The sequence below is a fragment of the Corynebacterium sp. HMSC11D10 genome (genome assembly GCF_001806995.1).
In the GTDB taxonomy this organism is placed as follows: domain Bacteria; phylum Actinomycetota; class Actinomycetes; order Mycobacteriales; family Mycobacteriaceae; genus Corynebacterium; species Corynebacterium coyleae.
Map to the genome: position 1 here is coordinate 165,830 of NZ_KV787039.1, position 14,441 is coordinate 180,270.

16 protein-coding genes are annotated in these 14,441 nt (G+C 61.0%); 13 read left to right on the forward strand and 3 right to left on the reverse strand.

The genetic code is table 11. The features are described 5' to 3' along the window. Positions 1 to 4: 4 nt before the first annotated feature. From HMPREF3120_RS04060 to HMPREF3120_RS04085, 6 genes are all read left to right on the forward strand, one after another. Positions 5 to 655 carry a ribonuclease HII gene (locus tag HMPREF3120_RS04060; RefSeq protein ID WP_070450984.1) on the forward strand — a complete coding sequence of 217 codons (651 nt, stop codon included), beginning with the start codon at positions 5 to 7 and terminating at the stop codon, positions 653 to 655. Continuing rightward, positions 652 to 957, forward strand: coding sequence for a DUF2469 domain-containing protein (locus HMPREF3120_RS04065; RefSeq protein ID WP_070422258.1), 306 nt, complete (start codon positions 652 to 654; stop codon positions 955 to 957). Before HMPREF3120_RS04060 ends, HMPREF3120_RS04065 begins: the two co-directional genes overlap by 4 nt. Before the next feature lie 74 nt (positions 958 to 1,031). Continuing rightward, positions 1,032 to 1,412, forward strand: coding sequence for a YraN family protein (locus tag HMPREF3120_RS04070; protein ID WP_070422259.1), 381 nt, complete (start codon positions 1,032 to 1,034; stop codon positions 1,410 to 1,412). Beyond that, entirely contained in the window at positions 1,399 to 2,922 is a 1,524-nt protein-coding gene (locus HMPREF3120_RS04075; RefSeq protein WP_070450985.1) for a YifB family Mg chelatase-like AAA ATPase, read from the forward strand. The genes HMPREF3120_RS04070 and HMPREF3120_RS04075 overlap by 14 nt, the downstream gene beginning before the upstream one ends. After that, positions 2,919 to 4,094, forward strand: coding sequence for a DNA-processing protein DprA (locus HMPREF3120_RS04080; RefSeq protein ID WP_070450986.1), 1,176 nt, complete (start codon positions 2,919 to 2,921; stop codon positions 4,092 to 4,094). The genes HMPREF3120_RS04075 and HMPREF3120_RS04080 overlap by 4 nt, the downstream gene beginning before the upstream one ends. 41 nt (positions 4,095 to 4,135) lie before the next feature. Then, positions 4,136 to 5,035, forward strand: a complete 900-nt coding sequence (locus HMPREF3120_RS04085; protein ID WP_070450988.1) for a tyrosine recombinase XerC — start codon at positions 4,136 to 4,138, stop codon at positions 5,033 to 5,035. Here HMPREF3120_RS04085 and HMPREF3120_RS04090 read toward each other — a convergent pair. Further along, positions 4,998 to 5,528, reverse strand: a complete 531-nt coding sequence (locus HMPREF3120_RS04090; RefSeq protein WP_083279399.1) for a M23 family metallopeptidase — start codon at positions 5,526 to 5,528, stop codon at positions 4,998 to 5,000. The two genes, HMPREF3120_RS04085 and HMPREF3120_RS04090, sit on opposite strands and share 38 nt — an antisense overlap. 330 nt (positions 5,529 to 5,858) lie before the next feature. On the opposite strand from HMPREF3120_RS04090, the gene rpsB reads away from it, so the two are divergent. The 3 genes from rpsB (at position 5,859) to pyrH (ending at position 8,735) form a co-directional block, all read left to right on the forward strand. Further along, the gene (rpsB, locus tag HMPREF3120_RS04095; protein ID WP_070450989.1) at positions 5,859 to 6,776 is read left to right on the forward strand and encodes a 30S ribosomal protein S2; all 918 of its coding nucleotides are present in this window, start codon (positions 5,859 to 5,861) and stop codon (positions 6,774 to 6,776) included. Between the two features lie 231 nt (positions 6,777 to 7,007). Next, on the forward strand, positions 7,008 to 7,826 hold the full coding sequence (gene tsf, locus HMPREF3120_RS04100; RefSeq protein WP_070450990.1) for a translation elongation factor Ts: 819 nt from the start codon (positions 7,008 to 7,010) through the stop codon (positions 7,824 to 7,826). 225 nt (positions 7,827 to 8,051) lie between these two features. Continuing rightward, complete coding sequence (gene pyrH, locus HMPREF3120_RS04105; protein WP_070422390.1) at positions 8,052 to 8,735, forward strand: UMP kinase; 684 nt, start codon at positions 8,052 to 8,054, stop codon at positions 8,733 to 8,735. On the opposite strand, the gene HMPREF3120_RS04110 is transcribed toward pyrH, so the two are convergent. Then, positions 8,724 to 9,803 (reverse strand): amidase family protein, encoded by a 1,080-nt coding sequence (locus HMPREF3120_RS04110; RefSeq protein WP_141739364.1) that lies wholly within the window; start codon positions 9,801 to 9,803, stop codon positions 8,724 to 8,726. The genes pyrH and HMPREF3120_RS04110 overlap by 12 nt on opposite strands. 74 nt (positions 9,804 to 9,877) lie before the next feature. Between HMPREF3120_RS04110 and frr the strand changes: the two genes are divergently transcribed. The 3 genes from frr to rlmN are packed head-to-tail and all read left to right on the forward strand — an operon-like array spanning position 9,878 to position 12,504. Further along, positions 9,878 to 10,435, forward strand: coding sequence for a ribosome recycling factor (frr, locus tag HMPREF3120_RS04115; protein WP_070422266.1), 558 nt, complete (start codon positions 9,878 to 9,880; stop codon positions 10,433 to 10,435). Between the two features lies 1 nt (position 10,436). Continuing rightward, the gene (locus tag HMPREF3120_RS04120; protein ID WP_070422267.1) at positions 10,437 to 11,345 is read left to right on the forward strand and encodes a phosphatidate cytidylyltransferase; all 909 of its coding nucleotides are present in this window, start codon (positions 10,437 to 10,439) and stop codon (positions 11,343 to 11,345) included. A 55-nt stretch (positions 11,346 to 11,400) separates the two neighbouring features. After that, positions 11,401 to 12,504: a dual-specificity RNA methyltransferase RlmN gene (gene rlmN / locus HMPREF3120_RS04125; protein WP_070450991.1), complete on the forward strand. Its 1,104-nt coding sequence runs from the start codon at positions 11,401 to 11,403 to the stop codon at positions 12,502 to 12,504. A gap of 75 nt (positions 12,505 to 12,579) precedes the next feature. Here the strand turns inward: rlmN and HMPREF3120_RS04130 are convergent, their stop codons facing one another. Continuing rightward, a complete protein-coding gene (locus HMPREF3120_RS04130) occupies positions 12,580 to 13,068 on the reverse strand; it encodes a DUF2631 domain-containing protein (RefSeq protein WP_083279402.1) in 489 nt (162 codons plus the stop codon). Between the two features lie 196 nt (positions 13,069 to 13,264). Here HMPREF3120_RS04130 and dxr point away from each other — a divergent pair, with 196 nt between their 5' ends. Further along, complete coding sequence (gene dxr, locus HMPREF3120_RS04135; protein ID WP_070450992.1) at positions 13,265 to 14,425, forward strand: 1-deoxy-D-xylulose-5-phosphate reductoisomerase; 1,161 nt, start codon at positions 13,265 to 13,267, stop codon at positions 14,423 to 14,425. Positions 14,426 to 14,441: the final 16 nt, after the last annotated feature.

Here is a 14,441-nt window from a genome sequence, read left to right on the forward strand (position 1 = left end):
GGTAGTGCGCCGTCTTAAGCAGTTACGCACCTACGAGGTCGCGTTGGACAAGGCCGGGCTGGGGCCGGTGGCGGGGGTCGATGAGGCTGGTCGGGGCGCGTGCTTCGGCCCTGTGACCATCGCTGCGTGCGTCTTGCCCATCAAGCCGATTGCTGCGCTTGAGGGGTTGACGGATTCGAAGAAACTCTCGGCGAAAAAGCGCGAGTTGCTTTTCGACGAAATCCGCAACGCCGCCGTCTCCTACCACGTCATTCATATCCCTGCGGCAGAGATTGATCGGCGCGGGATCCAACACGCCAACCTGGATGGGGCCCGGCGCGCCGTCGCAGGCTTGGATGTCGATCCGGGTTACGTGCTCGTGGACGCGTTTCGTGTGCCGGGGCTTCGCGCACCGCAACTGCCAGTTGTCGGCGGTGACTACACCGCGCGTTGTATCGCTGCGGCGAGTGTGCTGGCAAAGGTGAGCCGCGACAGGCTCGTTGTGGAGATGGCTCGGGACTATCCGCAGTACGGGTTGGAGGGCCACAAGGGCTATTCAACAAAGGTGCATATGGACGCGGTGCGCCGCCACGGGGCGAGCCCGGAACATCGTTATAGTTATGCGAACGTCAGGGACGCTGACAGGTTTCACACTGAGCTAAGGGGTCATGTATGAGCGCCGAGGATCTTGACAACTACGAGGCAGAAGTTGAGCTGTCCCTGTACCGCGAGTACCGCGACGTGGCGAGCCAGTTCTCCTACGTTGTGGAGACGGACCGCCGCTTCTACCTGGCTAATGCGGTGAAGCTGATTCCGCACACGGAGGGTGGCGACGTCTACTACGAGGTCCTCATGTCGGATGCGTGGGTGTGGGACATGTACCGTGCGGTGCGCTTTGTGCGTTACGTGCGTGTGATCACCTACAAGGATGTCAACATTGAAGAGTTGGATAAACCTGAGCTGACATTCCCGGAGTAGGGAACCGGGGCGTGCATTTGCCCGTCTAATAGGCACCAGATGTTTTGGTCCTAAAAGACAATAAGGGGGAATGTATGCACGCCAGGTATGCGGCCCAACAGGAGTTGGGCGTGTTGGGGGAACGTGCTGCGGCTCGCTGGTACGCGGAGCAAGGGTATACCGTCCTTGGTCAGCGAGAACGCGTTGCTGCGGGGGAGATTGACGCAGTCGTTGAAGACGAAGACGGCACGATTGTGTTCGTCGAGGTGAAGTCGCGCAGGGGTGGCGCGTTCGGTGCTGCGGAGGCGGTCACTGCGAAGAAGTTGCGCACGATGCGTCGTTGCGCTGCGCAGTGGATGCGAGAGCATCCTGCGTTGGGGGTTCGCGCTATCCGTTTCGACGTCGTGGAGTGCGTCACCGATGGCGATGATTTCGTCCTTCGTCGTTACTTGGGGGTGGAAGATGCCGCTTGCTAGCACGATCAGCGCAACAGTTGAGGGCATCACGGCTCGGCTTGTCACTGTGGAGGCCAACGTCGGCCCGGGTCTTCCGGGGATCCACATGGTGGGGTTGGGCGATGCTGCGGTGAAAGAGTCGCGCGACCGGATTCGCACTGCGATCTCCAACTCGCAGCTTCCTTGGCCACGTACGAAGATCATGGTGTCGTTGTCGCCGGCGCATTTGCCGAAGACGGGCTCGCACTTCGACTTACCGATTGCAGCTGCCGTCTTGGGCAGTTTGGATCCGCGGGTGCAGCGCAGACTAGAGAGCACAATGCTGCTCGGAGAGCTGGCGTTGGATGGTTCGTTGCGCCGAGTGGACGGCGTGTTGCCGATGCTGATTGCAATGCTTCACGACGACTCCACCACTGGACCCGACATCGTCGTCGTTCCACGAGAGAACGCCGCAGAAGCCTCACTGCTCGGCATGAAGAACATCCTTATGGCAGATTCGCTGGCGCAGGTGTGGCAGTGGCTCATCGGGGAGACAACGCTGGATACCGTCGGCGAGCCGGAGGTCCAACACGCTGCAGCGGTCGCGGACTTCAGTGACATCGCCGGAATGACTGTGGAGCGCGAGGCCCTCGAGGTCGCCGCAGCCGGTGGGCACCACGTGATGATGATCGGCCCGCCTGGCTCCGGCAAGTCGATGCTGGCAGAGCGGCTGCCTTCTATCTTGCCGCCGCTGAACATCGAGGAGATGGTGGAAGTCACGGCGCTGCACTCGGCTGCGGGAATTTCCAGTGGCGGCATTGTGTCCAACCGGCCGTTTATCGCCCCACATCCGTCGTTGACCAGGGCGGCGCTCATCGGCGGCGGTTCAGGAGTGCCTCGCCCCGGGGTGGTCAGCCAGGCTCACCATGGGGTGCTGTTCCTCGACGAAGCCTCGGAGATTTCTGCGCACGTTCTCGACGCGCTTCGGATCCCGCTAGAAAAGCGTGAGGTGCGCCTGACGCGCTCGCGTCGGGAAGTTGTCTACCCGGCTGATACGCAAATCGTTCTGGCTGCGAACCCGTGTGCGTGCCAGCGGGTCAACGGCAATTGCACGTGTCGGGTGGCTGAGCGGGCCCGGCACTTATCCAACGTTTCCGGCCCGTTGCTCGACCGGCTGGATGTGTTCATCCAGACCTCAGCGGATTCCACGGTGGTTACCCCGGGTGACGCGGAGTCGTCGGCAGTCATCGCCGAGCGTGTCATGCAGGCGCGCGAGCGTGCCCAAGAGCGCTGGTCGCAGGCTGGTATCGACGAGTCCGTCAACGCTCGCGTTGCCCCAACTTTGATCCGCAAGCAATTTCCCGCGGACGAAGCAGCGATGGCCTACCTGTCCTCGCTGCTGCGCACCGGAAGTATCACGCAGCGTGGCGTGGATCGGAGCCTGAAGGTGGCGTGGACGCTTGCGGATCTGGAAGGCGTGGCGCAACCGGATATCGACCATGTGGCTCGCGCCGTCGATATGCGCACCGCACCAGAGGAGGTGGCGGCATGAGGAATGTAAGTTCGCCAGAATCCTGGGCGTATCTCAGCCGTGTTGTCGAGGGGCCCTCGATCCACATTCAGGAGTTCATTGCCAACGGGCGAAGCGCGGACGAGATTGCCCACGGTGTGCGCACGCGTGCAAGCTGGATCGGGGCCCTAGGACCGCAGACGCAAAACCGCTATACCTGGGACCAACCTGCGCAGGATCTCGCTCGTGCCCAGGCCGCTGGGTATACGTTGCTGACTCCCGATTCGCCAGGCTGGCCTGGAGAGAACATCAAGCCCACGTTCCACTGTGAGTATCCGGACGATGATCGAAAACGTTCGCTGAACGAAGAAGCGGTTGCACCACACGCGCTGTGGGTAAAAGGTGAAGCAGACCTTGCGAAGTTACTTGCACAGTCGGTCGGCGTTGTCGGTACACGAACAGCAACGCAGTATGGACGTCACGCTACCGATGACCTTGTGCGGGGTTTGGCAAAACACCAGTACACGATCGTCTCTGGTGGTGCACTGGGCATCGACACGATCGCACACCAGGCGGCCCTCGACTGTGGAGCGCCAACTGTGGTGGTCGCCGCCTGCGGGCCGGGGTACGTCTACCCGCTGAGCAACGAGCCACTCTTCGATCGGGTTGTGCGCGCCGGGGGAGCCATTGTCACCGAGTACCCACCCGGCACGACCCCGGACCGGCACAGGTTCCTCACCCGTAACCGTCTCGTAGCAGGGCTGACCCAGGGCACCCTGCTGGTGGAAGCGGCGTTTCGCTCAGGTGCGTTAAACACGCTGAAGTGGGCCAATGCAATGAATAAACAAACGATGGCAGTGCCGGGCCCCATTACTGCAACGGAGTCGCTCGGCACGAACCTCGCCATTCAGAACAAGCGGGCGGCGATGGTGCTCAACGCCGACCAGATTCACGAGCACATCGCGCATACGGGGGATTTCGATGCGGGCGAGCAGATGGAAATGAAGTACCCGCCGACATTGACGCAGCAACTCAGCCACAACGAACTGCGCATTTATGACGCACTGCCACGAGCAGGCGAAGGATCGCGAACGGCTGAAGAGATCGCGGCAGACGCTGGCCTTTCCATCGGACTGGCGGTGCATATCCTGATGGATCTCGCTAAACGGGGAGTGGTGCAGCGCGAGCGGAAGGAATGGTCCCGCACCGAGTGAATAACCAAGTGAATATCGGTTAGCGAGTAAACTCCTGCGACATGAGTGAAAGCGTAGGGCAAGTGCAAGCGGGCGTCGGCGATTTCGCCGACTACGCCTCGCTTGTGCTCGGGCGCTCCCCAAACACAGTGAAGGGGTATGTCTCCGACCTGGCGACACTCGCCGGCTACGCAGACACCTTCGACGCGTTCACCCTGGAGGCGCTTCGCACCTGGCTGGCCGACGCACTGACCGCCGGGCGCAGCCGAGCCACCCTTGCGCGCCGTACCGCAGCCGCGCGCGCATTCTCTACCTGGGCGTACCGCCAGGGCTACATCGACCACGACGCAGCAGCCCGCCTCAAAGCACCAAAAGTGAATCGCGCGCTGCCCAACGTCGTACGCGGGGAGCGTGCCACAGAACTCGTCGAGGCGGATACCGCCGACGACGCCCACCCCGCCGAACACCTCCGTGACCGAGCCATACTCGAGCTGCTCTACGCCACCGGCATGCGTGTTGGCGAACTCACCGGTCTCAACCTCGCCGACATTGACCTGGCGCGCGGGCTTGCCCGCGTGACCGGCAAAGGCAACAAACAACGCGTCGTCCCGTTCGGGCGCGAAGCAACACTGGCGCTCAACGAGTGGCTCGAGTTCGGGCGCTCCGAACTGGCCAATGGCAAAGCAGAGGATGCGGTATTCGTCGGATCCCGTGGCGGGCGCATCGACCAACGCCAAGTGCGCCGCGTTGTCGAGCGCGCCGGGCAACGTGCCGGTGTCAGCGACATCAGTCCGCACACCCTTCGCCACACGGCCGCGACGCACATGCTCGAAGGCGGAGCGGATCTGCGTGTTGTGCAGGAAATGCTTGGGCACTCAAGCCTGCAAACCACGCAAATCTACACGCACGTCTCGGCGCAGCGGCTCAAAAACGTCTACGACCAGGCGCATCCACGGGCTTAAGTCGTATTCTCGGTGGCTCCAGCAGTGTGAGCGGATCGATGTACTTGTCAGGTCCTGTAAGCGCACCCCAGTGCAGTCCGTCGTGTTCGCCAGCAAAGTGGCTTGTGGCGCGCGCAAGTCTGCCAATGATGTGGCCTTCCGTAACGTTGTCACCAGCCTTGAGGTCTGAGCGCACTGGCTGGTAGGTCGTGCGAATGCCCCCTGGGTGGTCAATCGAGATCACAGGAGTGCCCGCGACAGTGCCGACGAACGCCACAACCCCGTCGCCCGCAGCGAGCACAGGCGCGTTGAGCTTCAAAGGCAGATCCACGCCACGGTGGCCAGGCTTCCAATTTTCCTCCGGGATTGACGCAGGACGGGATACCGCGCGGGGATACGGTGTGCCTGCCGCGGGATCGACCCAGGCAAGGGCGGTGGCGGGGGAGCACCACAGTAGGGCTCCGAGCAGGATGGTGGCTGTGGTGGTGCGTGGCGTCGTCGATAGGCAATGCATGCTCTCAAAGGACCATTGCGGCGTGGAAAAAAACAGGGTCTGCGCAAAATCTGTGGATAACGGGAGTGGTTAGTGTGACTCCAGGGGAAGTTATCCACAACGTTGCAGATGAGTTTAGGTTTTTAGGGCTCATACGGGTAAGGTTGCCGGGGCAGTTTGTGCAGCACCGTAGAGCGCTGCATAGATTGACTACGCGCGCCGAACAATGGCTGCTCAGCAACGGTCCCTCTCACAGGGGTGCGGGGCAGGCACGGTGCCAGGGTGAGGGATAAAAACCCGCACGTGAGACTTACAAGTAACCGAACTACTTTCTCCGAAGGAGACATTCCCATGGCAGTTGTAACCATGCGTGAACTCCTCGACGCAGGTGTCCACTTTGGTCACCAGACGCGTCGCTGGAACCCGAAGATGCGTCGCTTCATCTTCACGGAGCGCAACGGCATCTACATCATCGACCTGCAGCAGACGCTGACCTACATCGATGAGGCATACGAGTTTGTCAAGGAAACCGTCGCACACGGCGGCACCACCCTGTTCGTCGGCACCAAGAAGCAGGCACAGGAGCCGATCCAGGAAGAGGCGCAGCGCGTCGGCATGCCGTACGTCACGCACCGCTGGCTGGGTGGCATGCTCACCAACTTCCAGACCGTATCCAAGCGTATCGGTCGCATGAAGGAACTTCAGGCGATGGACGCAGCCGAGGACGGCTACGCAGGTCGCGGCAAGAAGGAAATCCTCATGCTGACCCGCGAGCGCGTGAAGCTCGAGCGTGTCCTGGGTGGCATCTCCGAGATGACCAAGGCTCCGTCTGCTCTCTGGATCGTGGACACCAACAAGGAGCACATCGCCGTCAACGAGGCGCAGAAGCTCCGCATCCCGGTCGTCGCTGTTCTGGACACGAACTGCGACCCGGATGTTGTCGATTTCCCGATCCCGGGCAACGACGACGCCATCGGCGCTGTCAAGCTGCTCACCCACGTCGTGGGCGAGGCTGTCATCGCTGGTAAGCAGCAGCGCGAAGAGCGTCAGCTCGCAGCTGCACGTGACGCTGCAGGCGACACCGACGCGAAGCGTCAGGCTGAGGCAGCCGAGGCTGCTGCACAGGCCGCTGCTTCCGACGAGGTTTCCGCAGCCGATGCCGCTAAGGCCGCTGTTGCTGCAGAGACCGCTGCTCCGCAGGAAGTTGCAGAGGTCGAGCAGCCGGCAGCCGTCCGCGCTGCTGAGCAGGCTGAGGGCAAGGACGCCTAAGTCTCAAGGACACTGCAAGTCCGCAACCCAGGCGTAAGCCGCCTGGCTTCGGCCAGGATTCACGCACACCCCGCGTTCCGCTCACGTCCGCCGATTACCGGCCGGGACGCGGCGGACCGGGGTGTTCGTATTTTCCACACGTGGCAAGTCATGCCGCCGGCCAGATCGTCGGCTACGCTTGAAACGGTTGAATACCTTTACGTAAAACTTTCACGAGGAGGATCGCCCAATATGGCGAACTACACTGCTGCTGACGTCAAGAAGCTCCGCGAGATCACCGGCTCCGGCATGCTCGACTGCAAGAAGGCACTCGAGGAAACCGACGGCGACTTCGACAAGGCCGTTGAGAACCTCCGCATCAAGGGTGCGAAGGACGTGGGCAAGCGCGCTGAGCGCAACGCCCTCGAGGGCCTCGTTGCTGTTTCCGGCAACACCATCGTGGAGATCAACTCCGAGACCGACTTCGTGGCGAAGAACCAGGAGTTCAAGGACATCGCCAGCCAGATCGCTGAGGCTGCTGCTGCAGTGAAGGCGAACTCCCAGGAGGAGCTGGCAAAGGCCGACGTCAACGGTGAGACCGCACACGAGGTGCTGGAGCGCCTCTCCGCAAAGATCGGCGAGAAGCTCGAGCTGCGTCGCGCTGCCACCATCGAAGGCGACAACATTGCCAAGTACCTGCACCAGAAGGCTGCTGACCTTCCGCCGGCAGTTGGCGTACTCGTTGCCTACAACGGTGACAACGCTGAGGCTGCACACCAGGTGGCTCTGCAGATCGCTGCTATGAAGGCTCGTTACCTCAACAAGGAGGCTGTCCCGGCCGACGTTGTTGAGAAGGAGCGTGCGGTTCAGGAAGAGATCACCCGCAACGAGGGCAAGCCGGAAGCTGCCATCGAGAAGATTGTCGAGGGCCGCATGGGTGGCTTCTTCAAGGACGTTGTCCTGCTCGACCAGCCGTCGCTGGCTGACTCCAAGAAGACCGTGAAGCAGTTCGCTGACGAGAACGGCATCGAGATCACCGACTTCGTCCGCTTCGAGGTCGGCCAGGCATAAGCCAGGCGAGAGGTTTCATAGCCTCACACGCGGTGCAACCCCGTACTGTCTGTCCCGATTAGGGGGACGGGTGGGGCGGGGTTGTCGTCGTTAAGCAAGCAGTTCTGAACTCAACGCGTTGCGTGGCTAAGATCGGTTCCGAACATTTTGCAATTGGCTGATCCGCGCAAAGGAGCGTTTTCGGTGACTGACCTCAACCCCAACCGCACAGGTTTCAAGCGAGTCATGCTGAAGCTGGGGGGTGAGATGTTCGGCGGCGGCAAGGTTGGCATCGACCCCGACGTAGTCGAGTCCGTCGCCCGCCAGATCGCAGATGTCGCGCGCTCCGGCACCGAGGTCGCTGTCGTGATCGGTGGCGGCAACTTCTTCCGCGGCGCTCAGCTGCAGCAGCGCGGCATGGACCGTGCGCGCTCGGACTACATGGGCATGCTCGGCACTGTCATGAACTGCCTTGCGCTGCAGGACTTCTTGCAGCAGATGGGCATCGATTGCCGCGTCCAAACTTCGATCAACATGGCGCAGATTGCAGAGCCGTACCTGCCACTGCGTGCAGCACGCCACCTGGAGAAGGGCCGCGTGGTCATCTTCGGTGCGGGTATGGGTATGCCGTATTTCTCCACGGACACCACGGCCGCGCAGCGTGCGCTGGAGATCGGCTGCGAGGTGCTGCTCATGGCTAAGGGTGTGGACGGTGTCTACGACTCCGACCCGCGCGAGAACCCCGATGCGAAGCTCTACTCCGAGATTTCTCCTCGCGAGGTCATTGAACTTGGCCTCAAGGTTGCGGATGCCACCGCATTTAGTCTCTGTATGGACAACAACATGCCGATCCTGGTGTTTAACCTGCTCAAGGAAGGAAACATCGCCCGCGCGGTTGGTGGCGAGCAGGTAGGTACGCTAGTCGCCTAACAGCGTCTCAATATGCTGTGCCACCGTGAGCAGTTCCGGCCCGGTGAGCGTAAGGCTGCCAAGGTGCACCCCGCCGAGTGCAATCGCAGGGGTGCCGAGCATGTTGTACAGCGAGCACCACGGTGACCATTCGGTTTGCGCGTGGAAGCTCGCTTCTGGCGTGAGAGAGGGGAAATAGCCGATCCGGGGTGGTGCGAATGCGAGCGTGGGGGAGAGCACTACATCGACGTCCCATTGGGAGGCGATGAGGTGAGGCAAATCCCGGCGGTGTTGCTCGGCGGCGTCAAGGTCGCTGTTGGTCAGCTTGTGGGATTGCTCGACGAGCCAGCCGATGTATTCGCTGTCGAGCGGATCCGTCAGGTTGAAACTCGCGGTGATTGTGGTCGTGAAGTGGGCGTAGGTTTCCAGCGATTCGCGATACGGCTTGAGCTGCACCACTTCAAAGTCGAGAGCACTCGCAAGCTTTTCGACGAGCGCACCTCGCCGATCCTCCACATCCGGCCGCGCGAAGATACCGTCGGTAAGCACACCGATTCGGTGCTGCTTTCCTTTGATGCGGCGGTGCCAACCCCACAACGTGAATTGATCCGCGACGTCTTGGGTGAGAAACCCATGTGCGGCGATACCTTTGCTTGCGGGTTTGAAGCCGACGATCTCGCACGCTGCAGCTGGCACGCGTATGGATCCGCCGGCATCGGTGCCGTGTGCGGCGCGAACGGTGCCGTCGGCCACCACAACTGCGGCGCCAGTAGAAGAGCCACCTGGGGTGCAGCCGGGGTAGGCCGGCGACTCGAGCACGGGAACGTCAGGGCGCTCTGCGTAGCAGGTCGCGCCCAGCTCCGAGGTCAGCGTCTTGCCGTGGATGGCGACGCCCTGCGCCAAAAGATTGGAGATAAACGGATCGGTTGCTGTTGCGGTGTAGGCGCGTGCCGGGCTGCCGTGGGTAGTGGTCATGCCAGCAACGTCGGTGCCGTCTTTGACCGGAATCTGCCAACCAGCCAGACGTCCAACGTTTGGGCGCGGCCGCGTGTGTGTGCTTGGGGGCAACGTGAACGCGGGATGCAGCATGGCGCCAGTGTAGGTGCCAGTCGCGCTGGTAGGTTAGTAGGGACGCCGAATAGAGAAAAGGTAGGGTTTTCCCCATGATTGATGACGTATTGCTGGATGCCGAAGAGCGCATGACCGCCTCTGTTGAGCACGCTCGTGACGAGTTGGCCACGATCCGTACCGGACGTGCGAACCCGGCGATGTTCAACGGTGTGATGGCTGACTTCTACGGTGCACCGACGCCGATTAACCAGATGGCGACGATTTCCGTGCCGGAGCCGCGCATGCTGCTGATCAAGCCGTACGACATGTCCACCATGGGTGAGATCGAGAACGCGATCCGTAACTCTGATCTCGGTGTGAACCCGACGGATGACGGCCAGGTCATCCGTGTGTCTATCCCGCAGCTCACCGAGGAACGCCGCCGTGACCTGGTCAAGCAGGCGAAGCAGAAGGGCGAGGACGGCAAGATTGCCATCCGTAATATCCGTCGCCAGGGCATGGAAGCGCTGAAGAAGATTCAGAAAGACGGCGACGCTGGTGAGGATGAGGTCGTAACCGCCGAGAAGGCGCTGGACAAGACCACCCAGTCCTACGTTGCTCAGGTCGATGAGATCGTTCAGCGTAAGGAAGCCGAACTGCTGGAGGTCTAGCGTGCCTGCTGCTGATCAGGAGGAGCGCGCCACGCCGAGCCGCTGGCCGGTGCATGCGCCGAAGCCGAAGAACAACCCGGGGCGTGATCTGCCGACCGCCATTACGACCGGTGTTGTGCTCGGCGCGATTGTCATTGCCGCCGTATGGGTGGGGCCCAAAGCCTGGTACCCACTTGTCGCCGTCGCTGTAGCAGGAGCGATGTGGGAGGTGATGACCCGGCTGCGGGAAGCTGGTTACCAGCAGCCGCGCACACTGCTGATCATCATGGCCCAACTCATGCTGTGGTCCTCCGTGCCGTATGGCACTACAGGGCTCGTGGCGGGTTTTGCCTTCACCGTTCTAGTTGTCATGTTCTGGGGGATGTTCCACCAGGGCAGGAACAAGCGACCAGAGAACTACCTGCGCGACACGGCAGTGAGTCTGTTCGTGCTTGCGTGGATTCCGCTGTTTGGCACGTTCGCCGCAATGATTTCCTTGATTAGCCAAGGTGGGGTGGATGGTTCCGCCTACATTGTGGCGTTCATGCTGTGCGTTGTTGCCAGCGATGTGGGTGGTTTCGCTGCAGGCGTGATGTTTGGCTCGCACCCGATGGCGCCGGCAATTAGCCCGAACAAGTCCTGGGAGGGCTTCGCTGGGTCGATCGTTGCCGGAAGCATCACCGGCATCTTAGTGGTCACGCTGCTCATTCACGGCCCGTGGTGGATGGGCGTTGTGCTCGGCATCGCTTTAGTGATTTGCGCAACGATGGGAGATTTGGTGGAAAGCCAGTTCAAGCGTGAACTGGGCATCAAAGACATGTCCAACCTGCTGCCAGGGCATGGTGGCATCATGGATCGACTTGACGGGATGCTTCCCGCAGCAGCGGCGACCTACATCCTGCTCACGACCATCACGCTTATGAGCGCCTAAGCACAGACCTAGTAATTCGAAAACATTCGTGCGACATGCAAAGATGGGGCGCACTATGAGTGATTTTCCCGAGATCAAACTGCTCGCCCCAAAGCGTGGCATGCCGCCGAAGCACTTCGCTGATTTGTCGGCACAGGAGCGAATCGACGCGTTGAAGGAACTCGGGCTGCCGAAGTTCCGTGCTGATCAGATCGCGCGTCACTATTACGGCAAGTTTGAGGCGGATCCGCTAACGATGACGGATCTGCCCGAGAACCAGCGTCAGCTTGTCAAGGACGCACTTTTTCCCACGTTGTTGACTCCCGTGCGCACCGTGGAGACTGACAACGGTGATACCACGAAGACGCTGTGGCGCCTGCACGATGGCATCTTGTTGGAATCGGTGCTGATGCGTTACCCAGGTCGCGCGACGTTGTGCATCTCCTCGCAAGCTGGCTGCGGCATGGCATGCCCGTTCTGTGCGACCGGTCAGGGTGGCCTGGACCGTAACCTGTCCACCGCGGAGATCGTGGACCAGGTGCGCGCTGCGGCCGCAATGATGGAGGCAGAAGGCTCCCGCCTATCCAACATTGTGTTTATGGGGATGGGGGAGCCGCTTGCTAACTACAAGCGTGTGGTCTCTGCTGTTCGCCAGATTACGCAGCCGTCGCCTGCTGGCTTTGGCATCTCCCAGCGCAACGTGACGGTATCCACTGTCGGACTTGCACCGCAGATTCGTATGCTCGCGGATGAAGGGCTGTCCTGCACACTCGCAGTGAGTCTGCACACACCGGACGATGAATTGCGCGACGAGTTGGTCCCGATCAACAACCGCTTCGAAGTAGCCGAAGTGCTTGATGCGGCCCGCTATTACGCGGACCAGACGGGGCGACGTGTCTCCATTGAGTACGCCTTGATTCGCGACATGAACGATCAGAACTTCCGCGCTGACATGTTGGGCAAGAAGCTTCACAGCGCGTTGGGTTCGCTGGTGCACGTCAATCTCATTCCGCTCAACCCGACACCGGGATCGAAGTGGGATGCGTCGCCGAAGGATCGGCAGGACGAGTTCGTCCGCCGTGTGATCGCCCAAGGCGTGCCTTGCACGGTGCGCGACACCAAGGGCCAGGAGATCGCGGCTGCCTGCGGGCAGTTGGCAGCCGACGAAAAAACTGGCTAGTCCGCTCAGGCAGACGGCATGAAAATACCGCCGCACCTTCGTTGGAAGGTGCGGCGGTATTTCGTCGAAAAGATTTTAGAGGGCGTGCTTGCCGGTCTTGGATTCGACCTCGATGACCTCTACGTTTTCGCGTGCCTGTGCCGGTGCGGCGTTGCGCAGGTGTGCAACACGGCTCGGCTCGATGTTGAGGGCGCGCAGCTGGCTATCGGTCAGCGACTCGTAGACATCGCCGGAGAGGGTGGCCTGGTCGTAGGTCCAGTCACGCTCCACGTAGCCGACCGGCTTGTTGTGTGACGTCACGGTACGCACCTGGTTGAGCTTCGGCTTGGTAGCCAGAAGGATCAGGGCGAGAGCAATGAGGACGGCCAGTGCGATGAGCCAAATGGTCTCAACGTGGCCCTGGTGGTTGCCAAAGTTGTAGGCGACGAGGAACGCGACGGAAATCCAACCTGCCAGCTGGATGGCGCGGTCGCTCAGCGCACTCCAACCAAATTTGGCGGACGGGACGTCAGCCTCGGATACACCGTTGTACACCTGGGGTGCGCTTTCCTTTGCGTGGGCCACTGCAACGCTCCTTGTTAACACGGGATCGATCGCAAACACGATCACCTGGAAATGATGAAACTATCGCTGCCCATCATCGCACACAGAGCGCGAAAAAGGTGACAATAGCCCCCAATGTGTTCAAACTTTCGCACCACCTCGGGGGTTTAATCCAGTTCAAGTGCCGAAATGAATCAAAACGTGTCACAATGGTTGCGTGCGAAACGTTGTAATTTTAGGTTCGACCGGTTCCATTGGCTCACAGGCTGTGGAGGTGATCCGCGAAAACCGCGACAAGTTCAACATTGTCGGGATTGCCATTGGTGGCGCCAATCCTAAGGCTGCTATTGAGCAGGCGCAGGAGTTTGGCCTGAGCGCCGACCAGATTGCCGTGCGCAATATTGAGGGTGCGAAGGAAGTCTCCCGTGCGCTTGGCGGTTACGTGATCACTGGCGAGAACTCCGCTGCTGCGCTCGTTGAATCGCAGGAAGCTGACGTGGTGCTCAACGCACTCGTTGGTGCCTCGGGCCTGCCGGCAACCATGGCTGCGCTGCGCTCGGATGCGACACTTGCGTTGGCTAACAAAGAATCGCTTGTAGCGGGTGGCCGTATCGTGCTCGACGCTGCAAAGCCGGGTCAGATTGTTCCGGTTGATTCGGAGCACTCGGCAATGGCGCAGTGCATGCGCGGCACTCGCCGTAGCGAAATCGCTCGCCTTGTTCTTACCGCATCGGGTGGTCCGTTCCGTGGCTGGGGGCGCGAGGGTCTCATGGAGGTGACCACGGAAGAAGCCGTGGTACACCCGACCTGGTCGATGGGAACGATGAACACCATTAACTCTTCGACTCTGGTGAACAAGGGCCTTGAGCTGATTGAGGCGGCCATGTTGTTCGACATGGATCCGGACAAGATCGACGTCACGATTCACCCGCAGTCCGTGATTCACTCGTTGGTCACGTTTACGGACGGTGCAACGCTTGCACAGGCTTCGCCGCCGTCGATGAAGCTGCCTATCGCGCACGCGCTGGATTGGCCGAACCGTGTGCCGGATGTGCAGGAGCCGTTGGATTTCTCGCAGGCATTCTCGTGGGAGTTTGAGCCGCTGGACAACGAGGTGTTCCCTGCTGTGTGTCTGGCCCGTGAGGTGGCCAAGAAGGGTGATCCGTACCCGGCTATTTACAACGCTGCTAACGAAGCAGCGGTAGAGGCGTTCTTCGCGGGTCGCATTAAGTTCCCGGAGATCGTGGACATTATCGGGGAGGTCCTGGACGAGGCCGACGAGTTCGCCGCAGTCCCGAGCGATGTGTTTGATGTGATGCGGGTTGAGTCCCGTACGCGTGAGCGAGTCGCCGCGGCGATTGCGCGCATTGAGCGTTAGACCCTTGAGGTGCGGG

Excerpts from the sequence above, each read along its gene's own strand:
- rlmN (WP_070450991.1), top strand. The coding sequence starts at position 11,401 with ATGAGTGATTTTCCCGAGATCAAACTGCTCGCCCCAAAGCGTGGCATG.
- HMPREF3120_RS04110 (WP_141739364.1), bottom strand. The coding sequence starts at position 9,803 with ATGCTGCATCCCGCGTTCACGTTGCCCCCAAGCACACACACGCGGCCG.
- tsf (WP_070450990.1), top strand. The coding sequence starts at position 7,008 with ATGGCGAACTACACTGCTGCTGACGTCAAGAAGCTCCGCGAGATCACC.
- rpsB (WP_070450989.1), top strand. The coding sequence starts at position 5,859 with ATGGCAGTTGTAACCATGCGTGAACTCCTCGACGCAGGTGTCCACTTT.
- HMPREF3120_RS04075 (WP_070450985.1), top strand. The coding sequence starts at position 1,399 with ATGCCGCTTGCTAGCACGATCAGCGCAACAGTTGAGGGCATCACGGCT.
- pyrH (WP_070422390.1), top strand. The coding sequence starts at position 8,052 with ATGCTGAAGCTGGGGGGTGAGATGTTCGGCGGCGGCAAGGTTGGCATC.
- HMPREF3120_RS04065 (WP_070422258.1), top strand. The coding sequence starts at position 652 with ATGAGCGCCGAGGATCTTGACAACTACGAGGCAGAAGTTGAGCTGTCC.
- HMPREF3120_RS04090 (WP_083279399.1), bottom strand. The coding sequence starts at position 5,528 with ATGCATTGCCTATCGACGACGCCACGCACCACCACAGCCACCATCCTG.
- HMPREF3120_RS04080 (WP_070450986.1), top strand. The coding sequence starts at position 2,919 with ATGAGGAATGTAAGTTCGCCAGAATCCTGGGCGTATCTCAGCCGTGTT.
- HMPREF3120_RS04085 (WP_070450988.1), top strand. The coding sequence starts at position 4,136 with ATGAGTGAAAGCGTAGGGCAAGTGCAAGCGGGCGTCGGCGATTTCGCC.
- HMPREF3120_RS04070 (WP_070422259.1), top strand. The coding sequence starts at position 1,032 with ATGCACGCCAGGTATGCGGCCCAACAGGAGTTGGGCGTGTTGGGGGAA.
- frr (WP_070422266.1), top strand. The coding sequence starts at position 9,878 with ATGATTGATGACGTATTGCTGGATGCCGAAGAGCGCATGACCGCCTCT.